Genomic DNA, 22,012 nt, shown 5'->3' with positions numbered 1-22,012 from the left:
GGACCCCTCTGAAGAACTCATAAGAATCCTTAGCCGCCACCGACGACCGGGGCTCCCCACCCCCGTCCGGCATCCCGCGATGCGGACCGCGCACCCCGTGGCCTTTGGCGTTCGTACCCGTGCCGGTTAGCCTGTCGCTCCAAACTGACACGCGGGAGCTTGGACCCACCAGGCTGAGAGTGCGCATGTCGACGGTACGCCAGGCAAGCGACAGGCCGACCGTCGAGGGGGCGCTGACCGCCGGAACCTGTCCGGGTAATGCCGGCGTAGGGAGTATCGGCCATGCCGCCTGCTTCGCCATCCTCTTCTTCGGGCGCGCCCGCGTCCAAGGATTTCTCCGGTCTTCCGACCGTCTCGGACGCGGCCACCGCGCTGCTCGACCACCGGGTCGAGGCACCGCTGGTGCTGGACACCGAGCCGCCGCGCACCCTGCGCTTCCGGGACCACTTCGCGCTCTGGATGAACCTCGGCGTCAGCCTGATCGGCTTCTCGACCGCGGCCACGGTGCTCGGCGAGAAGGGCAGCGAACTGTCGCTGGCCGCCGCGGTGACCGCGATCGTGACCGGTACGGCGGTCGGCACCGCGATGCTCGGCGTGGCCGCGCTGATCGGTGCCCGGACCGGCGCCCCGGCGATGGCCAACCTGCGCGGGCTGTTCGGCACCCGGCTGTCCTACCTGCCGACCGTGCTGAACATCGTCCAGTGCATCGGCTGGGGTGTGTTCGAGCTGCTGACCATCGCGGCGGGCGCGCAGACCGTCGCCCACACCACCGGCTACCGCTGGCTGTTCGTGCTGCTCGCGGGCGCGCTGACCACCGCCCTGACGATCTGGCCGCTGGGCTCGATCGCGGTGCTGCGCCGCTTCGTGGCCGGGGCGGTCGCGGTCGCGATGGTGTACTTCACCGTCCAGCTGGGCCGGCAGGGCGTGCCCGACCCGGGTGCGGGCAACTGGCACGGCTTCCTGGGCGCCACCGACGCGATGATCGCGGTGTCGATCTCCTTCGTCCCGATGGCCGCCGACTACACCCGGCACTCGCGCACCCCGCGCTCGTCCTTCTGGGGCAGCTTCTCGGGCTACACCGTCGCCCAGGTCTGGTGCTACGTGCTCGGCCTGATGGCGCTGCTGCAGTCCGACGGCGACCCGAGCCGGATCTTCGACTCCTTCCTCGGCGTCTGGGCCGGCTGGCTGTTCCTGCTGGTGCTGGTGCTGCGCGAGACCGACCAGTCCTTCGCCAACGTGTACTCGACCGCGATGTCGCTGCAGAACCTGCTGCCGCGGGTGGACCGCCGGGTGCTGAGCGGCGGGATCGGCGTGCTGACCACCGTGCTGGCGCTGCGGATCGACCGGTTCACCGACACCTACAGCAACTTCCTCGGCCTGATCGGCTCGGTGTTCGTGCCGCTGCTGGCGGTGCTGGCGGTGGACTACTTCTTCGGCGCAGGCCGGCACGGCTGGGACCTCTCGGAGCGGGCGCCGTCCCGCTGGCTGATGCTGCTGCCGTGGGTGCTGGGCTTCGTCGTCTACCAGTTCATCGCGCCGACCGCGGTGGCCGGCTGGTGGGTGGACTTCTGGACCTCCGCCCAGGGGGCGCTGCACTTCACCCCGCAGGAGTGGACCTCCGCCTCGCTGTTCGCCTTCCTGGTGCCGGCGCTGGCCACCTGGGCGCTCACCCCGCTGACCCGCCGCACCGCGCGGGTCTGAGGCCGCGCCGGACCGCAGCGGGCCGCGGAGGCGGGGCCGGCCCCACAGGTTGGGACCGTCTTCGCCTCCGCGACACCTGTGCCCCCTATCGTTGGGCCCGTGACCAGCCCAGACCTGCCCCCGGCGGCGGCGCGCACCGCGCCCTCCGTCCAGGTGATCGCCCACCGCGGTTCCTCCCACGCGCTGCCCGAGCACACCCTCGCGGCCTACCGGCGCGCGCTCGACGAGGGCGCGGACGCCGTCGAGTGCGACGTCCGAGTGACGGCCGACGGTCACCTGGTCTGCGTCCACGACCGCCGGATCCGCCGGGTCTCCAACGGCCGGGGCACCGTCTCCGCGATGACCCTCGCCGAGCTGGAGGCGTACGACTTTGGCGCCTGGAAGACCGGCAGGCCCAGCACCGACCCCGAACTGCGCGGCGTACTGCGGCTGGAGCGGCTGCTGGAGCTGGTGGTGGACTGCGGCCGCCCGGTGGACCTGGCCATCGAGACCAAGCACCCGGTGCGGTTCCGCGGCCGGGTCGAGGCCGAACTGCTGCGGATGCTGGAGCGGTTCAAGATCGGTGCGACCCGGGAGGGCGACCGCCCGTCCGCCCGGATCATGAGCTTCTCCTCGATCGCGCTGGACCGGGTGGCCGCCACCGCGCCCCAGTACCAGCGGGTGTTCCTGATCGAACGGATGCTGCCGCTGCTCGGCCAGCTGCGCCCGGGCCGCCCGCTGCCGGGCGGGGCGCGGATCGCCGGTCCGGGCATCGAGCTGATCAAGGCCAAGCCGCAGCTGGTGCCCCGGCTGCGCGAGCTGGGCCACGAGGTGCACGTGTGGACGGTGGACGAACCGGCCGACGTCGAGCTCTGCCTGGAGCTCGGGGTGTCCGCGATCATCACCAACCGGCCCGCCGAGGTGCTGGCGCAGCTCGGGCGGTGATCCGGGGCGGGAACCGCCGCCGTACCGGTGGAACCCGATCACTCTGGTCGGCAGTCAAACCTTCCGCGCACGGTATTGCCGGAATTCTTGCGTGCGGGCGACGGAGGGTGAGCGCGGAATGACCTCTTGTCGACCCTGCGTCGCGCGGCTCGAAATGGACTCGCGGGATCCCCCCGATGGTCGTTTCCGACGCATTACCAAGGGGCATCCATCCCTCGGCATACGCTGAAGGAGGTCCGGGGGTGGCGTTGATGGTGGCGCGCGAAGTGCCTACTTCATCGACCATGGCAGTGCCGCACGGCCCAGCGAGTGTCGGGGTCGCACGGCGCCGACTGCGTCGAGATCTGGGTGACCGGCAGATACCGGAACCGGTCATTGATGATGCTGTATTGATCCTTTCCGAACTGTTGAGCAACGCCTGTCGGTACGCCCGTCCGCTCGGCCCGCTGCGGGCCCTGGGCCGCGGGGCCCGGGCCGAGGTGGTGGACCAGGTGCTGGTCGGCGTCCCCTCCGGGACGCACCCGGCGCCGGGCGGCCGGGAGCGCGAGGACGGCCCGGCCGAGCCGGACGGCGGAGTGCTGGTCCGCTGGCAGATGCACGCCGACGGCATGCTCACCCTGGAGGTCACCGACGGCGGCGCGGGCACCCGGCCGGTGCCCGCCAGCCCCTCGCTGAACTCGCGCGGCGGCCGCGGCCTGGGCATCGTCGACCAGCTGGCCAGCGACTGGGGCGTCCGCGACGCGCCCGGCGAGGTGACGGTCTGGGCGGCACTGCCCGCGCGCGCCCGGCACGCCCGGCGCACCGGGGGCGACGCACGCAGCGCGTAGCCACCGGCCGCGCACGACGCCGGCCCCGGCGCGTTCCCGCGCGCCGGGGGAATCTCAGTAGGCTTCCCGGTGAAAAGGACCACCGTCCCCGGGAGAGCCGCAGCATGGGCAAGAAGGCCGCCAAGAAGGCGCCGCAGCGCCAGTCCACCACCGCCGTCACGGGCGAGATCCCCGTGGTCGGGGCCCGCGAGGACTGCCCCTGCGGCTCGGGCCGCCGCTACAAGGCCTGCCACGGCCGGGAGGCCTCGCACGCGGTGCAGGAGCTGGTGCACCGCCCGTTCGAGGGCCTGCAGGGCGAGGCCGACTGGGTGGCGCTGCGCGAGCTGGTGCCCGCCGCCACGGTGCCGCTGACGCTGGCCGCCGGGGTGGCCGGGACCGCCGAGGGTGACGTCCCGTCGGTGACCCTGGCGACGGTGCTGCCGCTGGCCTGGCCGGCCCTGCGCCGCCCGGACGGCTCGATCCTGCTGGGCCTGCAGACCCAGTCCTCCTCCGGCGACCTCAGCCGCGACCTCGCGGACGCCCTGGAGCTGGCCCTGGCCACCGAGCCCGGCAGCCCGGTCCCGGCCCGCCGGACCGTCCCCGGCGGCCGCCGCCTGCAGGACCTGCTGGACACCACCGCCGCCTTCACGCCCACCGTGCACACCGGCTTCGAGTTCTGGCTGGAGGACGCCGAGACCGCCACCGGCGAGGTCGCCGCCTCGCTGGAGCGCGCCAACGCCTCGGCCATCCCGACCGAGAAGCTCGACAGCGTCGACGCCGCCTACTGGTGCGGCACCCCGGACAAGAACCACCTGCGCTGGGTGATGACCGTGCCCGAGGAGCAGCTGCTGGACGCGCTGGCCCGGCTGAACGCCGCCGGCGAGGCCTCGCTCGGCCCGGACACCCGGCTGGTCGGCTCCTTCCGCGCGCACGGCCTGACCGTCCCGGTGTGGGACCTCCCGCTCGCCATGACCGCCGCCGACTGCGAGAAGCCAGCCGCCGAGTTCGGCGAGCGGCTCGCCGCCGTCCTCGCCGACGCCACCCCGCTGACCGCCGAGGAGCGGCGTGCCCGCGCGAACCTGGTGAACCGTCAGGTCACCCTGAACTAAAGCGCGCAGGATCCGGGTGATACGCGTCACATTGTCACCGTGAAGCCGCAATTTCCGGGCCTGGAGGGCGTCTTGGAAATTGGCGCGGGCGCGGATCCTTGTTACTGTCTAAAGAGTCCGGCCGCTGGTGCATCCCCCGTCGCCAGCGGCCGGATCTTTTGTTTTTCCGGAACGCCCCGCACCACCGGGCCCGGAGCCCGGTACGGCCCGGCGGTCCGTCAGTACGCCGAGCGGCCGCTGTCCAGTCGGACCGTCGCCTCCACCAACTCGCCCAGCAGCGGCCCGACCTGCGGCAACCAGACCCCGCCGCCCACGGCCCGTCGCGGCGCCAGCACCCAGCGCACCCTCCCCCAGCCTCCGGCCGGGGGGACCCCCACGGCCCCGCCGCCGGGCGGCAGCGGCAGGAAGCCGCCCGGCCCGTGGTAGCGCAACGAGCCCGGGACCCAAGGGAGTTGGGCGAGCATCTCGCCCAACGCGTCGAGCGAGTACGGGGCCACCAACAGCGCGTAGCGGCCCGGCATCGCGAGCACCGGCCCGAGCGGCAGCCGCAGCGCCCCCAGGTAGACCAGCGCCCGGGCGCCGGCCGCCGCGGGCAGGCTGACCGCCGACACCGCGGAGCCGGTCGCGGCCAGCACCGGCGCGTCCGGGCTCTGCCGCTCCCACCACCAGCGCACCATCCGGGCGTCCGTGGTGGCGGCCAGCAGCGAGGGGTCGTGCGGGTGGGCTCCGGGCGCCGGACAGTCCGGGTCGCCGCAGGAGCAGCGGCCGCCGCACAGCACGGTGCCCGGCACCACGGGCCAGCGGTGTTCGACGGCGGCCGTCAGGGCCGCGGCCAGCCGGGCGGACGACTCCTGCGACCGGCTCTTCGGGCTCTTCGGGTTCTCACGCATGGCGCTCGTTCCTTTCCCTGACCGCTCGGTTCGCTCCGCCCCACCGACGTCCGTCGGGACTCGCCGCGCGGACCCGCGGCGGCACGGCCCCGGGGAGACGCGAAGCGGGGCGGACGGCATGGCGGACGGCGCGGCTACGACGTGGAGCACGGTGTGGAGCACGACATGAGAAGGGCCGCGCACTGGAACAGCCCTTGGAACGAGAATCCCGTACGCGACCGGATGGACGCCGCCCGGGCGCGCTTGGTTCCACCGTACGAGTGAGAGACTTCCGGCCAGCCGGGAACGCGGGCGGCACGGACATACGATCCGGACGGCCGCCCGGTCCGTCCCCTCGGTTCTGCCCGTTCCCGGCTCGCTCCATGCCTGCGGCCACGACCGGCGCGCGCACGAACCGTGCACGCCCTCCGACCGGGTCGAGCGGATGGGGAACCGGCCACCGCGTCGTCCCGGATCTGGACATGCCCCGAATGGCCTGTGTAGAAGTGGTGGCATTGCTGTCGATCAATGACGAGTAGTAGCGAATCGAGGCGAAACACGCCCTTTGGCCGTGCTCGCTCCACATCGGCCGTACCTGGGGGTTCCGCATGGCACGTAGCACCGCGTCAGGAGTGGCGGCATGACCAACTCCCACCCGTCGGCCTCCCACCCGTCGCCGACGACCGCCGAACCGGGCGAACCCGGCTGCGCAGGCGGGCTCACCGTCCTCGACCCGCCCGACCTGCCCGGCACCGCCGACGCACCGGAGGGCGGCACCGACGGCGCCGAGGACGGCCCCACGGCGCCGTCCGCCTCAGTGCAGGACCGTTTGGCCGGACGTCTGTCCGATATCACCAGCCTGCACGAGCACACCGAGCGCCTCGCCCGCGCCCGCGGCCTCGCCGCCACCCTGGACGCCGTCCTCGCCTCCGGCGCCGCCCTGCTCGGCGCCAGCCGCGGCGTCCTGGTCACCCTGATGCCGGGCGGCGGCCACGGCCAGCCCGTCGGCCTCGGCCTCGACCGGGCCAGCCTCGGCGCCCTGGAGACCGTCCCGACCGAGCAGAGCCTGCTCACCCGGCTGCTGCGCGAACACGACCGGCCCGAACAGCTGCACTCCCCCGACCTCGCCGAGGACCCGGCCATCGGCGGCCGACTGCGCGAACTCGCTGTCCACCTCGGCCTCGGCGGAGCCGTCGGCCTGCCGCTCGCCACCGTCGAGGACGGCCCGCTCGCCGCCGCCGTCTGGTTCTACGACCGGCCCGCCGAACCCACCCGGTGCCAGCGCGAACTGGTCCGCCGCTACTGCGAGATCGCCGCGCTGCTGCTCGCCAAGCAGCTGGAGGCCGAGCGCGTCCAGCGCACCACCGAGGCGCTGCGCCGCGGCCTGCTGCCGGACCACCTCCCGCGGACCGCCGGACTCCGGCTGGCCGCCCGGATCGTCCCGGCCGGCCTGGACCGCTCCAGCGGCAGCGACTGGTACGACGCCATCCCGCTGCCGGACGGCACCGTCGGCCTCACCGTCGGCTCGGTCTCCGGCGACGGCCCCGGCGCGGGCCCCGGCTCCGCCCCCTGCGCGGCCGCCGCGATGGGCCGGATCCGGGCCGCGCTGCGGGCGTACGCGGTGCTGGAGGGCGAGGACCCGGTCTCCGTCCTCGGCGACCTGGAACTGCTGCTCAAGACCACCGAGCCGACCCGCACCGCCACCGCCGTCTACGCCTGGGTCGAACCCGAGGAGCGCCGGATCACCCTGGCCGGGGCCGGGCACTGCCCGCCGGTGCTGGTCGGCCGGTACGGCGCCGAGTTCGTGGAGACCTCGCTCTCCGCGCCGCTCGGCATGCTGGCCTGCTGGGAGGCCCCCGGGGTCGAGTTCACCGCCGAGCGCGGCGACACCCTGCTGCTCTACACCGAGGGCCTGGCCCGCCGCTGCGGCCCGACCCTGCACGCCGGACAGGCCAACCTGCGCCGGGCCGCCGCCGACGCCCCGCGCGACGTGCGGATCGACCCGGACCGGCTCTGCGCCCACCTGCTCGCCGTCTGCCCCGACCCGGACGCCGCCCCCGCCACCGACGACCTGATGCTGCTGGCCGCGCGGTTCGAGTAGCCGTCCGAGCCCCGAACCGACGATCGGCCGGGCGTCCGTACCATGGACGCACGGCCGCCCGCGCGTGTCGCGACCCGACACCTCCCCCGAGGGCGGCGGTACCACCCCCAAGGAGGCGTTGCACGTGACCGAGGACCGGACCCCCGCGGTGGCCGAGAATCCCGAGGCCGAGGGCGGCGAGGAGCCGCCGCAGTTCAAGGGCCGCAAGAACGGCCTCTACGGCGAGATCTCGGACGAGCTGTCCGCCTCGATGAAGTCCGGCTGGGCCGACACCGAGCTGCACGGCCTCGCCCCGATCGCCCAGGCCGGCTACGCCGCCGAGCGCCGCGCCGCGCTGTCCGCCGCCCACCCCGGCGTGCGCCTGGTCGTCCCCGCCGGCAACCTGCGGGTGCGCTCCAACGACACCGACTACAACTTCCGCGCTTCCAGCGAGTACGTGCACCTCACCGGTGACCAGACCGAGGACGCGGTGCTGGTCGGCGAGCCGAGCGGCGACGCCGGCCACGAGTTCACGCTCTACCTGCTGCCCCGCTCCGACCGCGAGAACGGCGAGTTCTGGCTCGACGGCCACGGCGAGCTGTGGGTCGGCCGCCGGCACAGCCTGAGCGAGCAGGAGCAGCTGCTCGGCCTGCCGGCCCGCGACGTCCGCAAGGCCGCCGAGGAGCTGGCCGAGCGCGCCAAGGGCTCCGCCGCGCCGACCCGGATCGTCCGCGGCTACGACGCCGGCCTGGAGGCCGCGCTCGCCGACGTGCTGGACGCCGACAAGGACGCCGAGTTCAAGGAGTTCCTGAGCGGCCTGCGGCTGGTCAAGGACGAGTGGGAGATCGGCGAGCTGCGCGCCGCCTGCGACGCCACCGTCAACGGCTTCACCGACGTGGTCCGCGAGCTCGGCCAGGCCGTCGCCACCTCGGAGCGCTGGATCGAGGGCACCTTCTGGCGCCGCGCCCGGGTCGAGGGCAACGACGTCGGCTACGGCACCATCGCCGCGGCCGGCCCGCACGCCACCACCCTGCACTGGGTCCGCAACGACGGCGACGTGCGCCCCGGCGAGCTGCTGCTGCTGGACGCCGGCGTGGAGACCCATACCCTCTACACCGCCGACGTCACCCGCACCCTGCCGATCAACGGCTCCTTCACCGAGCTGCAGCGGAAGATCTACGACGCGGTGTACGACGCCCAGGAGGCCGGGATCGCCGCGGTCAGGCCGGGCGCCCGCTTCCGCGACTTCCACGAGGCCTCGCAGCGCGTCCTCGCCGAGCGGCTGCTCGCCTGGGGCCTGCTGGACGCCTCGGTCTACGACGTCGAGAAGGTCCTGGAGCTCGGCCTGCAGCGCCGCTGGACCCTGCACGGCACCGGCCACATGCTCGGCCTGGACGTCCACGACTGCGCCCACTCCCGCCGCGAGGAGCACGTCGACGCGCTGCTGGTGCCCGGCATGGTGCTCACCGTCGAGCCCGGCCTGTACTTCCAGCAGGACGACCTGACCGTGCCGGAGGAGTACCGCGGCATCGGTGTCCGGATCGAGGACGACATCCTGGTCACGGCGGACGGCAACGAGAACCTCTCGGCGGGGCTGCCGCGCCGCTCCGAGGACGTCGAGGCGTGGATGGCCTCGCTCGCCTGAACCGAGCACTGAAGGGCCCGGCCCCCGTGGGCCGGGCCCTTCCGCACTACCAGACGAGCTTGACCGTGACGTCCTGGCGACCGAGCACGGTCAGGTCGCCGCCGCGGTACGGGAGCACGGCCTGCGCCCGCAACGGCATGTCCCCGGGACCGCTCTTGGGCCCCATCGTCAGCCGGTAGGTCAGCTTCCTGCTCTGCCCCGGGGCCAGCGAGAACAGCTCCTCGTCCCGCGCCGTCGCGTAGGACGTGTCGGCGCCCGGGGACATCGGCTTCGGGATCCAGCCGCTGTCGGTCTGCAGCTCCAGCCTGCCGTCGTTGGGCAGCTGCTGGCCGGGCGCGGTCGGCGTGCCCGCGTAGCGGTCCGTGAAGACCAGGGGCTCCAGCTGGCCGGAGGTGCTCTGGCCGGTGTTCCGGAACGTCACCGAGAAGGTGACGACCGCGCTTCCCACCCTCAGCTGCTGCCCGGCCGCGAGGCCGTCGACGCTGACCGTGATGTCGCTCTGGCCGGGCGCCGTCGACGGGGCCGCCTGATGACCGCTCACGTCGAGGCTGTTGACGATCGACTGCAGCCCGGCCTGGTAGTCGTCCTTGAGCCCGACCGCCGAGACGAACACCTGGTCCTTGGGCAGGGCCCAGACCTGCGCGGTGAAGGGCGTCTGGCCACAGGTCACCTGCCACTGCGACTTGAGCGCGGGACGGCCGGAAACGGTGGGCGTGCTCTTCGTCGGGCCCGCGCTGCTGACGGACTCCCCCGCGGCGGGCGGATGCGGATCGCCCCAGATCGGGCAGTTGGGCTGGTGGCCCCAACCGCTCTGCGCATCGAGATCGGCGGTCGACGGCCAGCCCGACGACTCCGTGTCGAAGACCGCCAGGTCCACCCCGTACGGCTGGCAGTTCTGCGCGGAGGCGCCCTGCGGAGCTCCCGGGCTCAGGGCGCACAGGTGGTAGTCCGCCGGGTCGGCGGGCGCGACCCGCCAGCCGGCCGGCAGCTTGAACTTGACGCCGCGGAAGGTGTACGGCGTGGCCGGCCCGGTCGGGGCACCGGTGGCCGACTGGGTCGACGTCGGGGTGCTGTCGGCCAGCGGCTGCTGCGTCCGCGCGTCATCGGTCGGGGTGGCACTCGCGGTGGCGCTCGGGGTCGGGGTGGGCGTCGGACCGGGCGAGGCCGAGAGGCCGGCGGCCGGGGGCGGGGGGACGTCCTGCTTGGCGACCGGGGTGCTGTGCAGGGTGACCACGCCGATCGCCGCGGCGGCGGCGAGGCCGAGCACCGGCACACTGACCGCGTACATCGGGCGCAGTCGGCGCACCCGGCTCCTCGGGGGCGCGGCCGGGCGCAGGTCGTGGGCGGTGATCAGGGACGTCCGGGCGTTCATCGCCTCGCGGAGCAGCCGTTCCGTCGGGGTCCCGGCCGATCCGTCGTCGTCTCCGCCCCGCGGGCGGGGGATCTTGTCGGTCATCGAACCTTCTCCAGATGCTTTTCCAAGGCGTCCAGGGCGCGACTGGCGGTGGACTTCACGGCGCCCCGGGAGAGCCCCAGGGTCTCGGCTATCTGCGCCTCCGACATGTCGGACCAGTAGCGCAGCACCAGCACCTCGCGCTGGCGGGGGGTCAACTCCTGCAGGGCGACGAGCACCCGGCGGTGCTCGTCGTTGAGCACCGCGTGGTCCTCGGCGGAGGGGGCGTCGGCCTCGTGCGGGGGCACGTACTCCCGGGCGGTCCTGCGGCGGCGCAGCATCGAGCGGGCCCCGTTGACCACCGAGGTCCGGAGGTATCCGAGCGCGTTGTCGAGGTCGTCCAGGTGCTCGCCGTGGCGCTGGTAGAGCTGGGTGAAGGCCTCCTGCACGACGTCCTCGGCCAGGTCCTGGTGGTCGACCAGCAGGACGGCCATCCGGACCAGGCCCAGCCGGTGGGCGTGGTACAGGTCGGTCAGGGTGGGCCGGTCCTCCGCGGGCATGCGGCCGCCGCGCAGCAGGCGGAAGCCGGAGCGGCGCCGGGCCGCCTGCTGGTCGCTGGTGAGCGCGTAGTCCGGCTCGCCGGCCTCCTGCGCGCCGAACAGCGCGACGACCACTCCGCGGACTCCGCGGACGGAGAAGCCGCGCCCCCGCCGTGGCGCGGCGAACGGCCCGATGGCCATGGACATGTACGGTTCTGCTTTCCCCCGGGACGGTGACGGCGCCCTCGCCGGACCGTCAGGCACTGACCAAGATCCTGATCGGGGAGATCCTCGCAGCCACTTCCGGCCCGGCTCTCTCCGCCCCCGTACCAATGGACGTGTGAGACGGGCGGAGGTTGCAGGGAGATTCGAGGAAAGATCCGGGGTGGCGGCAACGGCTACACTCCCCAGGATTCCGCCACCCGTGAGCAGGGGGTTCCGCATGACCGAGCAGGGTGCCGAGCAGATCACAGGGCAGGCCGCCGAGCAGATCACAGGGCGGATCGCAGGGCGGATCGCCGAGTCGACCGCCGGGGACCGGGCCGCCCGGTCGCGTCCGGTGGCCGTCACCATCGGCCGGCGCCCGGAGCCGGTGCACGACATCGCGGTGTACGCCTTCGAGGGCATGGCGCCGTTCGAACTCGGCGTGGTGGTCGAGGTGTTCGGGCTGGCACGGCCCGAGCTGGGCGGGCTGCTGGCGGCGCCCTGGTACGGGCTGAAGGTGTGCGCCGACCAGCCGGGGGCGGCACTGGACACGGTGGGCGGCTTCGCGCTGACCGCCCGGCACGGCCTGGACGACCTCGCGGCGGCCGACACCGTCGTCATCCCCGGCGTGCGCAACGCCTTCAGCGGCGAGGTCTCCCCCGGTCTGGTCGAGGCGCTGCGGACGGCGCACGAGCGCGGCGCCCGGATCGTGTCGATCTGCTCGGGCGCCTTCGCACTGGCTGCCGCCGGGCTGCTGGACGACAAGGAGGCGACCACCCACTGGCGGTACGCCGAACTGCTGCAGCAGCGGTACCCGCGGGTGCGGGTCAACCCGGACGTGCTGTACGTGGACAACGGCGACGTGCTGACCAGCGCGGGCAGCGCGGCCGGCATCGACCTGTGCCTGCACCTGGTCCGGCGGGACCACGGCGCCAAGGTGGCCAACAGCGTGGCCCGCCGCTTCGTGGTGGCGCCGCACCGGGACGGCGGGCAGGCCCAGTTCATCGAGGCGGCGGTCCGCCCGGTCGAGGAGGACGAGGACGGGGTCGCCCGCAGCATGCAGTGGGCGCTGGACCACCTGTCCGACCCGCTGACCGTCTCGGTGCTGGCCCGGGCCGCCCGGATGTCGGACCGCTCGTACCTGCGGCACTTCACCGCCCGCAACGGCACCAGCCCGATGCGCTGGGTGGTCACCCAGCGCATCGCGGCCAGCCTGGCGCTGCTGGAGTCGCCGGAGGGGTCGGTGGAGGAGATCGCCGCGGCCGTCGGCTTCGAGAGCGCGGCGACCTTCCGCCACCACTTCGGCCGGGTGATGCGCACCTCGCCGACCGCCTACCGGCGCTCCTTCGGGCGCGGGGCGGCGTGACCAGCCACGCCTCCCGCCACGCCCCCGCTACGCCTTCTCGTGCCGGTCGGCGTTGGCGACGATCGCGTCGTGCAGCCACTGCGCCAGACCGGGGGCGAGCTCCTCGTAGGTGGTGGTCCAGCGCGGGTCCGAGACGTACAGGCAGGCCAGGCCTCGGTGGATGGTGAAGGTGCAGTCGTAGAAGTTCCGGCAGATGTGCTGCCGGTGCGCCTCCGCGAGGTCCATGGCCGCGGTGCCCTCGGCGGGCTCGCCGGCCGTGACCGCCTCGGCCAGGCGGGTGTTGAGCTCGGTCATCTCGGTCTGGATGCGCTGCCAGTCGGCCTTGGTGTAGCCGCCGGTGCGGCGCTGGGACTCGGCCCAGGCCTCGGTGTTGCCCCAGCGCTGTTCGGCCTCCTGCTCCCATTCCTCCTGGTAGCCCTCGCCGAAGATCTCGAACTTCTCCTCCGGGGTCAGCTGAATGCCCATCCTGCGTGCCTCCATGGCGTGTTCGACGGCTGTGGCGAGGTCCTGGAGGTGCCGGATCCGGTCGGTCAGCAACCGGTGCTGCCGCCGGAGGTGCTCGCTCGGGCTGACCGAGTCGTCGTCCAGGATCGCCGCGATCTCCTCCAGGGAGAATCCGAGCTCGCGGTAGAACAGGATCTGCTGCAGCCGGTCGAGGTCGGCGTCCACGTAGCGGCGGTAGCCGGCCCGGGTGCGGCCCGCGGGGGACAGCAGGCCGATCTCGTCGTAGTGGTGCAGGGTGCGGACGGTCACCTTGGCGATCTTCGCCACGGCGCCGACCGAGTGGCCCTCGTCCTCGCTCATCCGGAAACTCCTCCCTGGTGCTGACCACCACCCTGCGCTCTCACGTCGCGTGAGGGTCAAGCCGCGCCTCCGGGCGGGCTCAGGCGTCGACCAGCTCCCGCTCGCGCCTCCGGGCCGCCCGACGGCGCCCGTCCCCGCCGCCCCGGACCGATGGCCGCGGCCGGCGGGTCTGCTGGGTGGGCCAGAGCAGCACGTACGCGGCGGAGACCACCACGAAGGCGAGCCGGACGAAGCCGCGGGCCGAGTCGGAGGGGAGGTACAGCGTGCCGCCGTACAGCGCGGCCAGCGCGATCCAGCTCCACCACGGGACCAGCCGCTTCTGCCCGACCGCGTCCCAGAGTAGGGTGCCGAGCAGGATCGACGCCGTGTAGTACGTGTAGACGCTCGGGTCGAGCAGGATCCGGGCGTCCGCGCCGAGCAGCACCACGGCCGGCCAGCGGCCGCGCCAGACGGCGACGCAGCCGAGGCCGATGCCGAGCGCGAACTGGGTCGGGCGGTCCCACCAGGGCGTGGCCGGGTCGGTGACCCCGAACCAGCGCAGCGCGGAGGCCGGCTGGTTGGGGATGGTGAACTTGGCGGCCGCCATGGTGTCCAGGTTGCCCAGGTAGAACGGCAGCCAGGCGATCGCGACCAGGAGGCAGAACCAGAGCGCGGTGCGCAGCCAGGCGGGCCGGGGCAGGGCCAGGACCAGCGGGGCGAAGGCGATCGCCCAGGGCTTGGAGTCGACCGCGAGGGCCAGGAAGACCGCGACGTGGACGGGCTTGCCGCGGGCCAGGGCGTGCGCGGCGAGGGTGGTGAAGAACAGCGCGAGGACGTCGTCCAGGTGCGCGAAGCGGACCGAGACCTCGACCCACATCGGGATGAACGCCAGCCCGGCGATCAGCAGGCGCTGCTGGAGCCGGCGGTGGTTGATGCCGGTGCCGAGGTAGTACAGGGCGGCGGTACGGCCGACCAGGACCAGCATCACCAGGCCGAGCCCGGCGCTCACCGCCTCGGCGACCAGCTGGCCGACGTGCGGGGAGAAGGGGGCGGTGAGCCGGGCGGCGGCCAGGCTGACCGGGCCGATCTGCAGCTCGGGGTGGTGGGCGTAGAGCGAGAGCCCGCCGTCGGGCTGTTTGCTGAAGAGCAGCTGCTCACCCTGGCGCAGGTAGTGCCAGGAGAACCCGCCACTGGGCTCGACCAGGAAGAACCAGAGCACCGTCCACGCCGTCAGCAGCACGTGGTGCCTGCGGAGTGGCAGGCCCGCGATCCGACCGGTCGCGGACTCGTAGTCGGTGGTGGCCCGTGCCGTGCGTTCTCCCCGCACCTGTCCCTCTCCCCGCCGTTCCGCCCCCCTCCGGCCGGACATCCTATGTGACGGAGGAGTACGGCCCGTGCCGCCCGGAGGTCCGTCCGCGAGGACGGCCGGGCGGCACGGGGTGCTCACGGGGGTGCTCGGGAAAAGCCCCCCGCTGGTCAGTCCCGGGTCAGCTCTGCTGACCCGCCTTGCGGCGACGCAGCACCACGAGGGTGCCGACACCGGCCACCAGCACGGCGCCGCCGGCGGCCGCGATCGCGGTGGTGTCATCGCCGCCACCGGTGGTGGCGAGGCTCTTGCTCGCCTTGTCGGCGGCCGCCTTGGCCTTGGTGACGCCGGCCTGGGTGATCTTCGGCGGGGTCACGTTGGGGACGGACACCGGGATGTCGATCGGCTGCTGGGCGTCGCTGCCGCCGTCGGTGGCACCGCCGGACGGGGCCGGGGCGCCGGTCGAGGCGGACGGCGAGGCGGAGGCGGACGGCGAGGCGGTGCCCGGGGCCGGGGTGGTCGGCACCGGGGTGGTCGGCGCCGGGGTGGTCGGCTCGGTGGTGGGGGTGGTGGTCGGCGAGGCGCTGGAGCTCGGGGTGTGGCTCGCCGAGGGGGTGCCGGTCCCGGTCGGGGTCGGCTTGCCGGTGTGGGTCGGGGTGGGCTTGCCGGTGGGGGTCGGGGTCGCCTTCCTGATGGTGAAGCCCGCGCCGCGGATGCCGTCGCAGCTGAAGGCGCCGTTGTCGACCGGCAGGTGGCTGTCGTCGTCGAGCGTGCCGGCGAACACCACCGGGACCAGACCGGCCCGGCCGAGCGGGGCGTTGTCGGTGAAGGACAGCCGCACCTTGATGGTCAGGCTCTCGCCGCGGTTCAGGACCAGCAGGGAGTCGTCGGTGACGTCGCCGTCCGACCCGACGCCGCCGAGCAGCATCAGGACGGAGTCGTCGTCGTGCTCCCCGCCGCCCGGGGCGGCGACACCGGTCTGCCATCCCTCGCCGGGCAGCTGGTACTCGACCTTGAGGTGCTTGGCCTCCAGCGAGCCCTGCTTGTTCTTGAGCTTCACGAACGGGTAGAAGACGTCGTCGTGCTTGGAGGAGTTGTCGATCCGGTAGGTGAACTCACGGGGAGCACCGCCGGCGATGAAGGTGCCGGGAACGCCGTGCACCGAGAGGTCGAGGGCGGACTTCGACTTCTGGTCCGCCTGCGTGGCGGCGGCGGACGGGGTGCCGGTGGAACCGACGGCCATGGCGCCCTGGGCGCCGGCCAGCACCAGCGAGGACGCGAGCGCGGCGACGCCGGCCAGGGCAAGACTGCGACGTATGGACAAGGAGACCTCACGGAAGTGTCCGGGCGAGGCCCGGGCGCGAGGGGGCGGCCGCAGACGCCACGAACCCCCCGCGAAGCTGAAAGTCCGACGGAGAGTACCGAACGATCCAGCCACTCCGGAAGGCAGGTGCCCCGCTGTGACCAACTTCCAGGCCCGGGGCGCCCGAATCGCCCAACTCCGTCCTCCGATAAGGCTTTTGCGCTTTGCCAAAAGATGACCGCAGAGTGACGGGTACACGCCCGAAAGGGCGGTAGCGCACGGTCCTCGACTGCGTGAATACGTCGGTCGGCCCCGGGCCGGCGTGACGCCGACCCGGGGCCGCAGCGCCGGCTCAGCCGGAGAAGAAGGACTTGGCCGCGATCAGCGCCCGCTCGTCGCGCAGGACGTCTCCCGGGCGGGTGCCGTTGCCGATCAGCGCACCGCCCCAGCGCATCCCCATGTACTCGGCGGTCAGCTTGAGCGTGCCGATCATCGGCTCGGCATGGTCCTCCGTGCCGGCCAGGACGGTGACGTCCCACAGCGTGCCGCCGCTCATCCCGGCGCGGAAGTCCACCCCGGGCACCCGGAACCAGGCCGACCAGTAGTCGAGGTAGAGCTTGGCGGTGGTCGGCAGGGCGTACCAGTACACCGGCGCGACGAAGACCAGGTCGGTGGCCTCCAGGGTGGCCTCCAGCAGAGTCCGCTCGTGGCCGACCGGCTCCGGGTAGCTGCCGTCACCGGTGTGCCGCAGGTCCTGGAAGGGCGGCAGCGGGTGGTCGGCGAGCCGCAGCCAGCGCTGCTCCGCACCCTCGGGCAGGCTCGACTCGGCGGCCAGTCGGGCGAGTTGTTCGCTGTTGCCGCCGGCGCGCGAGCTGGCGTCGAGGAACAGGAAACGGCGCGGCGCCTCGGCGCCGGACGGCTGGACGGTCATCAGTACTCCCCCGGGCGGGTGTTGCGGACAGAGGTGCAAGCACCCGCCGCGCGCCGGGTATTCCGCGCCCGCGCCCTGACCGGGAGCCTGCGCGCTGCCTGCGAGCTGCCTGCGCGCCGCTTGTCCGGTGCCTGCCCGGTGCCTGCCCGGCGCTTCGAGTACGCAGGGCAGGCAGAGCAGTCAGGGCCGGCCGGGCTTGCCGGGCGGGCCGGGTCTTGCAGGGCGGGCCGGGTCTTGCAGGGCGGGTGCTCAGTCCGGCAGGCCGGCCCGGCGGCGGGCGACCTCGGCGACGGCGGCCCAGTCCTTCTCCCCGTCGCCGTGCGCCAGCGCGTCCAGGAAGGCGTCCCGCAGGATGCCGCCGAACGGCAGCGGGACGTGGCGCGCGGCCCCGGCCTCCAGCGCCAGGCCGACGTCCTTGAGGCCGAGCGGGAGCCGGAAACCGGCCGGCTCGTACCGGCGTTCGGCCACCATCGAGCCGTAGCCGGAGTAGACCGGCCCGGGGAAGAGCGTGCCGGTGAGCATCTCCACCAGGTCGGTGGGCCGCACGCCGTGGGCCTCGGCCAGGCTGCACGCCTCGGCCATCGACTCGATCGCGCAGGCCAGCAGGAAGTTGGTGCTGATCTTGGCGGTGTTGGCCTGCCGGGGGCCGTCGCCGAAGTGCCAGGTGCGCTCGCCCATCGCGGCGAACAGCGGCTCGGCCCGGTCCAGCAGCTCGGGCGCGCCCGCGGCCAGGATGTTGAGCTTCCCCGCCGCCGCGACCGGGGGCCGGCCGAGGACGGGCGCGGCGACGTAGCCGATGCCGTGCTCGGCGTGCAGCTCCTCGGCGCGTTCGGCCAACGCCAGCGAGACGGTGGCCATGTTGACGTGCAGGGTCGCCTTCGCGCCCGCCAGCAGCTCGGGGTCGAGCAGCAGCCCTTCGACCGCCTGGTCGTTGGCCAGCATGGAGACCACCGTGTCGGCGGCGAACACCTCGGCGAGCGAACCGGCCGCCTCCGCCCCCTCGGCCACCAGGGCGGCCACCGGCTCGGGCGAGCGGTTCCAGACCCGTACGGCGTGACCGGCCCGCAGCAGGCTGCCGGCCATGCCCCGCCCCATCGCGCCCAGCCCCACGAAACCGACCGTCGCCCCGCTCATCCGCGCACTCCCGTCGTCGCCGCCACCCGTACGGTGGTCCGTCCGGGGCCGACTGTACGTCAGGGGAGGCTCGGGGCCGGGGTGGTCAGCACCGGTCCTGGGCCACGCGCTAGGCGACCCGGACCGGGCGGCGGATCCGGCTCGCGGCCGCCCCGCGCTCCAGCTCGGTGACCACGCGGTGGCGCAGTAGCTCGTACTGGGCCTGGAGCCGACCGGGGCGGGCCGGGCGGGCGACCGGACGGCCGGGGCCGACCAGCTCCTCCGGGCCGAACTGCTCGCGGGTGAGGTCGATCTCGAAGCCGGTGGCGAAGCGGTTCCACCAGTGGAGGTCCGTCCGGACCCCGTCGACGTGCACCTCGCCCATCATCAGCTCGCCGCCGAGCAGGTCGTGCACCACCATGGCCGTCACCCCGCACTGGCCGCGGGCGGGATTGTCGGGACGCCAGTGGGCCAGGTCCTCGGGCGCACAGGTGTCGACACCCCAGGATGAGCGGATCGCACGTTCGATGTCGTTGAGGGTCCACGCCGTCATACCGGGAAGCCTGCCACGCGGCACTGACAACGACACCGGCTTTTCAAAGGGTCACCGCCTGTTCTGCGGCGACCCCTCCCTTGTTCACCCGAACGAGGACACGGTGGGGGGAGTGGCCCGGGTCGGAACACGTCCGGCCGGTCGGCGCCCTGGAGGCGGGCCGACCGGCCGGGGTGGGTCACTGCGCCACGGTCACTGCGCCGGGACTCGCCGGGATCACCGCGCCGGAATCACCGCGCCGGAATCACCGCGCCAGGATCACTTCCCCAGCGCGGCGACCCCGGCCTGTGCGAACTGCTCGTCCAGGTCGCCGCTGGGCGCGCCCGCGACACCGATGCCCGCGATCGGAGCGCCCTTGGACTGCACCGGGGCGCCGCCGGCCAGGAACAGCGTGCCCGGGATGTCCTTCAGGTTCGGGGCCTGGGCCAGTCGCCTGGCCAGCTCCGAGGTCGGGGCGTTCCAGGAGACCGCGGTGAAGGCCTTGCGCTCGGCCGACTCCGGGGCCTGCGGGCCGGCGCCGTCACCCTTGAGCAGGACCCGGGTGACGCCGTCCCGGTCGACCACGGCGACCGAGACGTGCTGGCCGGCCTTGTTCGCGGCGTCCAAGGCGGCCTGGGCGGCGCGGGTGGCGGCGTCGATGTTCAGGCCGGCGCTCTGGGCGAGGTTCCTGTTCTGGGTGTCGACCTTGACGGCGGCCGGCGAGGCCGGGGTGTCGGTGGTCTCGGCGCTGGCCGAGACGGCGCCCACGCCGGCGGCGGCGAGCGCGGCGACGGCGGCGGTGCCGGTCAGCACCCGGGTGCGCACGGAGGTCTTCTTCATGGTCCAGCTCCTCAACGGGATCACGGGGTCTGCGGGTCTGCGGGATCTGCGGGGGCCGCAGGGGGTTCGGGGCCGGGCGGCGAGAGGGGGGACCGCCCGGCTCCGCTTCGATCCTCCGGCCGGATACGGGCGCGCGGCATCGGCGGTCCGGCGCGACCGCCCGGGCATGATGGGGGACGGCACCGTCAACCGATCGGCTGATGCGGGACCGGGCCGGACGGGTCACCATCGAGGGATCGGTGCAGGTCAGTGCCGCCGAGCACGGGTCCGTACGGCGAGCACCGATCCGCCGCCGCGATCGACCGAGCGCGGTCCAGAGCCCGTAGCGCCAGGAGCCCCCGTGCAGCAGACCCGCCCGTCCGCCGGCCCGTCCTCGGGCGGTCGCGACGCCGGGGACCCGGACGCCGGCCGGCTGGCGCTGCTGCTGGACTCCGCCTTCCTGCTGCTGCTCGCCGCCGCGCTCAGCCGCTACCTCACCCACCACGCCGACAGCCCCTGGATCCCCTGGGTGATCGGGCTGAGCACCGCCCTGGCCGTCGCCCAGCCGGCCGCCTCCTGGCTCGAACACCGCCGCCCGGCCGCGCCGGGCCGACCACGCCGGTGGCCGGTGGCGCTGGTGGTCGCGCTCTGGGTGGTGCTGGTGCTGCTCGCGCCGAGCTTCGCCTGGTGCGCCGTCCCGCTGATCTACACCGGGCTCCGGGCGCTGCCCGCGAAGGCGGCGATCCCGCTGGTGGCGGCTCTGACGCTGCTGGTGGTGATCGCCGAGATCCGGCTGCCCGGCACCGCGGACGCCACGCTCGTGCTGCTGCCGCCCGCGGTGGCCGCGCTGGCCACCGGGGTGTTCCTGTTCATGGCCCGGCAGGCCGCCCGGCAGCGCGCGCTGATCGCCGACCTGGTCCGCACCCGGCGCGAACTCGCCGCCACCGAACGGCGGGAGGGCACCCTCGCCGAGCGCGAGCGGCTGGCGATGGAGATCCACGACACCCTGGCGCAGGGCCTGTCCAGCCAGCGGATGCTGCTGCAGGCCGCCGACCGCACCTGGGACGCCGACCCGGCGACCGCCCGTACCCACGTGCGCACCGCCGCCGAGGTGGCCGCCCGCAACCTGGCCGAGGCCCGCCGCTTCGTCCACGACCTCGCTCCGGCCGAACTCGCCGACGGCGGCACCCTCGACCGGGCGCTGCGGGCGCTGGCCGAGCGGGAGTCCGCCGAGAGCGGGCTGCCGGTCCGGTTCCACCTGGACGGCACGCCCGTCCCGCTGCCGACGGCCGTCCAGTCCGCGCTGCTGCGGATCGCCCAGGGCGCGCTGGCCAACGTCCGGGAGCACGCCGGGGCCTCGGCGGCCGCGATCACGCTGTCCTTCCTGGGCGACCAGGCCGTGCTGGACATCGCCGACGACGGGCAGGGCTTCGACCCCTCGGCCGGGGAGCGGCGCAGCTCCGGCAGCGCCCGTGGGTACGGGCTGCCGGCCATGCGTGCCCGGCTGCGGCAGCTGGGTGGCACGCTGACGGTGGAGAGCACCCCCGGCGAGGGCACCGTCGTGTCCGCCGCGATCCCCCTGGAGCAGCGATGAACGCAGCGCGTAACACCTCGGACGGCGCCCCGGGCGGTGCGTCCGGTACGGCGCCCGGCGGAGCGTCCGGCCCGTCCGCTGTCCGGCTGCTGGTCTGTGACGACCACGCGGTGGTACGGGCCGGCCTGCTGGCGCTGCTCGCCAGTGCGGGCGACATCGAGGTGGTCGGCGAGGCGAGCACCGGCGAGGAGGCCGTCGCGCTGGCCGCCAAGCTGGCGCCGCAGGTCGTGCTGATGGACCTCCAACTCGGGGACGGCATCGACGGCGTGGAGGCCACCCGGCGGATCACCGCCGCCCCCGGCGGGCCGCACGTCCTGGTGCTCACCACGTACGACACCGACGCCGACATCACCCGGGCCATCGCCGCGGGCGCCACCGGATACCTGCTGAAGGCCGAGCGGCCGGAGGAGCTGTTCGCCGCCGTCCACGCCGCCGCGCAGGGCCGGACGGTGCTCTCGCCGCCGGTCGCCTCCCGGGTGATGGCGCAGATGCGGGCGCCCGCGCCGCAGCTCACCGAGCGCGAGCAGGACATCCTCGAACAGTTGGCGCAGGGGCTGGGCAACCGGGAGATCGCCCGGGCACTGTTCATCAGCGAGGCGACGGTGAAGACCCATCTGGGGCGGATCTACGACAAGTTGGGCGTGGACACCCGGGCGGGGGCGGTCGCGGTGGCCAAGGAGCGCCGACTGCTGCGCTGAGCGGGCGCCGTCGGGCTGATCGGGCGTCGTCGAGGGCCCCGCTCGACTCGTCGTCCGGGGCGCATCACTGCGCTGGGCACTCGCGCAGTGTCACTCCGTGCTGACATGATGCTCGGAATGTCGGATTCCAGGTTGCGCGGTTCCCGCGTCCCGGCGTGCGGCACAGCCGCGCACGACCCTGATGAACCCACAACTGGCTGGTGGGACGCCCATCACACCGATCCGACCAGACCGCCACGATTGTGGATTTTTCGTGGATCTCGCTATTGACAAACCAACCACGCGGTTTGTTAGCGT

General features: G+C 73.8%; 19 protein-coding genes and 1 riboswitch. Of the genes, 9 read left to right on the top strand and 10 right to left on the bottom strand.

Features of this window, described 5'->3' with window-relative positions:
* Positions 1–141: 141 nt before the first annotated feature.
* A riboswitch (TPP riboswitch) is annotated at positions 142–290 on the top strand.
* The 4 genes from ACIG5E_RS04255 to ACIG5E_RS04240 all read left to right on the top strand — a co-directional run bounded on the left by ACIG5E_RS04255 (position 283) and on the right by ACIG5E_RS04240 (position 4,540).
* Positions 283–1,701 carry a purine-cytosine permease family protein gene (locus ACIG5E_RS04255; protein WP_396531356.1) on the top strand — a complete coding sequence of 473 codons (1,419 nt, stop codon included), beginning with the start codon at positions 283–285 and terminating at the stop codon, positions 1,699–1,701. (Overlaps the previous riboswitch by 8 nt.)
* A gap of 99 nt (positions 1,702–1,800) precedes the next feature.
* Positions 1,801–2,625 carry a glycerophosphodiester phosphodiesterase gene (locus ACIG5E_RS04250; protein ID WP_396531355.1) on the top strand — a complete coding sequence of 275 codons (825 nt, stop codon included), beginning with the start codon at positions 1,801–1,803 and terminating at the stop codon, positions 2,623–2,625.
* 176 nt (positions 2,626–2,801) lie between these two features.
* Positions 2,802–3,452, top strand: a complete 651-nt coding sequence (locus ACIG5E_RS04245) for an ATP-binding protein (RefSeq protein ID WP_396531354.1) — start codon at positions 2,802–2,804, stop codon at positions 3,450–3,452.
* A gap of 104 nt (positions 3,453–3,556) precedes the next feature.
* Positions 3,557–4,540 (top strand): DUF5926 family protein, encoded by a 984-nt coding sequence (locus ACIG5E_RS04240; protein WP_396531353.1) that lies wholly within the window; start codon positions 3,557–3,559, stop codon positions 4,538–4,540.
* A gap of 218 nt (positions 4,541–4,758) precedes the next feature.
* On the opposite strand, the gene ACIG5E_RS04235 is transcribed toward ACIG5E_RS04240, so the two are convergent.
* Entirely contained in the window at positions 4,759–5,430 is a 672-nt protein-coding gene (locus ACIG5E_RS04235) for a bifunctional DNA primase/polymerase (protein ID WP_396531352.1), read from the bottom strand.
* 619 nt (positions 5,431–6,049) lie between these two features.
* Between ACIG5E_RS04235 and ACIG5E_RS04230 the strand changes: the two genes are divergently transcribed.
* Positions 6,050–7,510, top strand: a complete 1,461-nt coding sequence (locus ACIG5E_RS04230; protein WP_396531351.1) for a PP2C family protein-serine/threonine phosphatase — start codon at positions 6,050–6,052, stop codon at positions 7,508–7,510.
* Positions 7,511–7,634: 124 nt separating this feature from the next.
* Positions 7,635–9,134, top strand: a complete 1,500-nt coding sequence (locus tag ACIG5E_RS04225; RefSeq protein ID WP_396531350.1) for an aminopeptidase P family protein — start codon at positions 7,635–7,637, stop codon at positions 9,132–9,134.
* A gap of 46 nt (positions 9,135–9,180) precedes the next feature.
* Here ACIG5E_RS04225 and ACIG5E_RS04220 read toward each other — a convergent pair whose 3' ends face one another.
* Both ACIG5E_RS04220 and ACIG5E_RS04215 read right to left on the bottom strand, forming a co-directional pair.
* Positions 9,181–10,590 carry a hypothetical protein gene (locus ACIG5E_RS04220; protein ID WP_396531348.1) on the bottom strand — a complete coding sequence of 470 codons (1,410 nt, stop codon included), beginning with the start codon at positions 10,588–10,590 and terminating at the stop codon, positions 9,181–9,183.
* Positions 10,587–11,273, bottom strand: coding sequence for an RNA polymerase sigma factor (locus ACIG5E_RS04215; protein ID WP_396531347.1), 687 nt, complete (start codon positions 11,271–11,273; stop codon positions 10,587–10,589). The genes ACIG5E_RS04220 and ACIG5E_RS04215 overlap by 4 nt, the downstream gene beginning before the upstream one ends.
* Before the next feature lie 235 nt (positions 11,274–11,508).
* Here ACIG5E_RS04215 and ACIG5E_RS04210 point away from each other — a divergent pair, with 235 nt between their 5' ends.
* On the top strand, positions 11,509–12,636 hold the full coding sequence (locus ACIG5E_RS04210; protein WP_396531346.1) for a helix-turn-helix domain-containing protein: 1,128 nt from the start codon (positions 11,509–11,511) through the stop codon (positions 12,634–12,636).
* Positions 12,637–12,663: 27 nt separating this feature from the next.
* Here the strand turns inward: ACIG5E_RS04210 and ACIG5E_RS04205 are convergent, their stop codons facing one another.
* The 7 genes from ACIG5E_RS04205 to ACIG5E_RS04175 form a co-directional block, all read right to left on the bottom strand.
* A complete protein-coding gene (locus ACIG5E_RS04205; protein WP_396531344.1) occupies positions 12,664–13,440 on the bottom strand; it encodes a MerR family transcriptional regulator in 777 nt (258 codons plus the stop codon).
* A gap of 79 nt (positions 13,441–13,519) precedes the next feature.
* On the bottom strand, positions 13,520–14,746 hold the full coding sequence (locus tag ACIG5E_RS04200; protein ID WP_396531343.1) for a hypothetical protein: 1,227 nt from the start codon (positions 14,744–14,746) through the stop codon (positions 13,520–13,522).
* Between the two features lie 160 nt (positions 14,747–14,906).
* Positions 14,907–16,049, bottom strand: coding sequence for an LPXTG cell wall anchor domain-containing protein (locus tag ACIG5E_RS04195; RefSeq protein ID WP_396531341.1), 1,143 nt, complete (start codon positions 16,047–16,049; stop codon positions 14,907–14,909).
* A gap of 331 nt (positions 16,050–16,380) precedes the next feature.
* On the bottom strand, positions 16,381–16,959 hold the full coding sequence (locus ACIG5E_RS04190; protein ID WP_396531340.1) for a flavodoxin family protein: 579 nt from the start codon (positions 16,957–16,959) through the stop codon (positions 16,381–16,383).
* 249 nt (positions 16,960–17,208) lie between these two features.
* Entirely contained in the window at positions 17,209–18,093 is an 885-nt protein-coding gene (locus ACIG5E_RS04185) for an NAD(P)-dependent oxidoreductase (protein WP_396531339.1), read from the bottom strand.
* Between the two features lie 109 nt (positions 18,094–18,202).
* Complete coding sequence (locus ACIG5E_RS04180) at positions 18,203–18,625, bottom strand: hypothetical protein (protein ID WP_270145841.1); 423 nt, start codon at positions 18,623–18,625, stop codon at positions 18,203–18,205.
* A 258-nt stretch (positions 18,626–18,883) separates the two neighbouring features.
* On the bottom strand, positions 18,884–19,444 hold the full coding sequence (locus ACIG5E_RS04175; RefSeq protein ID WP_396531337.1) for a heme-binding protein: 561 nt from the start codon (positions 19,442–19,444) through the stop codon (positions 18,884–18,886).
* A gap of 340 nt (positions 19,445–19,784) precedes the next feature.
* Here ACIG5E_RS04175 and ACIG5E_RS04170 point away from each other — a divergent pair, with 340 nt between their 5' ends.
* The gene (locus ACIG5E_RS04170; protein WP_396531336.1) at positions 19,785–21,017 is read left to right on the top strand and encodes a sensor histidine kinase; all 1,233 of its coding nucleotides are present in this window, start codon (positions 19,785–19,787) and stop codon (positions 21,015–21,017) included.
* A complete protein-coding gene (locus ACIG5E_RS04165) occupies positions 21,014–21,715 on the top strand; it encodes a response regulator (protein WP_396531334.1) in 702 nt (233 codons plus the stop codon). Before ACIG5E_RS04170 ends, ACIG5E_RS04165 begins: the two co-directional genes overlap by 4 nt.
* Positions 21,716–22,012: the final 297 nt, after the last annotated feature.

Source organism: Kitasatospora sp. NPDC053057 (assembly GCF_044546945.1).
Classification (GTDB): Bacteria; Actinomycetota; Actinomycetes; order Streptomycetales; family Streptomycetaceae; genus Kitasatospora.
Note: the sequence above shows the minus strand (reverse complement) of the source record. Positions and strands in the feature narration are given on the sequence as shown.

What these genes read in the sequence shown, in the direction of transcription:
- ACIG5E_RS04185 (WP_396531339.1), bottom strand. Translation starts at nt 18,093, where the DNA reads ATGAGCGGGGCGACGGTCGGTTTCGTGGGGCTGGGCGCGATGGGGCGG.
- ACIG5E_RS04165 (WP_396531334.1), top strand. Translation starts at nt 21,014, where the DNA reads ATGAACGCAGCGCGTAACACCTCGGACGGCGCCCCGGGCGGTGCGTCC.
- ACIG5E_RS04245 (WP_396531354.1), top strand. Translation starts at nt 2,802, where the DNA reads ATGGTCGTTTCCGACGCATTACCAAGGGGCATCCATCCCTCGGCATAC.
- ACIG5E_RS04240 (WP_396531353.1), top strand. Translation starts at nt 3,557, where the DNA reads ATGGGCAAGAAGGCCGCCAAGAAGGCGCCGCAGCGCCAGTCCACCACC.
- ACIG5E_RS04215 (WP_396531347.1), bottom strand. Translation starts at nt 11,273, where the DNA reads ATGTCCATGGCCATCGGGCCGTTCGCCGCGCCACGGCGGGGGCGCGGC.
- ACIG5E_RS04175 (WP_396531337.1), bottom strand. Translation starts at nt 19,444, where the DNA reads ATGAAGAAGACCTCCGTGCGCACCCGGGTGCTGACCGGCACCGCCGCC.
- ACIG5E_RS04210 (WP_396531346.1), top strand. Translation starts at nt 11,509, where the DNA reads ATGACCGAGCAGGGTGCCGAGCAGATCACAGGGCAGGCCGCCGAGCAG.
- ACIG5E_RS04235 (WP_396531352.1), bottom strand. Translation starts at nt 5,430, where the DNA reads ATGCGTGAGAACCCGAAGAGCCCGAAGAGCCGGTCGCAGGAGTCGTCC.
- ACIG5E_RS04205 (WP_396531344.1), bottom strand. Translation starts at nt 13,440, where the DNA reads ATGAGCGAGGACGAGGGCCACTCGGTCGGCGCCGTGGCGAAGATCGCC.
- ACIG5E_RS04230 (WP_396531351.1), top strand. Translation starts at nt 6,050, where the DNA reads ATGACCAACTCCCACCCGTCGGCCTCCCACCCGTCGCCGACGACCGCC.
- ACIG5E_RS04255 (WP_396531356.1), top strand. Translation starts at nt 283, where the DNA reads ATGCCGCCTGCTTCGCCATCCTCTTCTTCGGGCGCGCCCGCGTCCAAG.
- ACIG5E_RS04180 (WP_270145841.1), bottom strand. Translation starts at nt 18,625, where the DNA reads ATGACGGCGTGGACCCTCAACGACATCGAACGTGCGATCCGCTCATCC.
- ACIG5E_RS04220 (WP_396531348.1), bottom strand. Translation starts at nt 10,590, where the DNA reads ATGACCGACAAGATCCCCCGCCCGCGGGGCGGAGACGACGACGGATCG.
- ACIG5E_RS04190 (WP_396531340.1), bottom strand. Translation starts at nt 16,959, where the DNA reads ATGACCGTCCAGCCGTCCGGCGCCGAGGCGCCGCGCCGTTTCCTGTTC.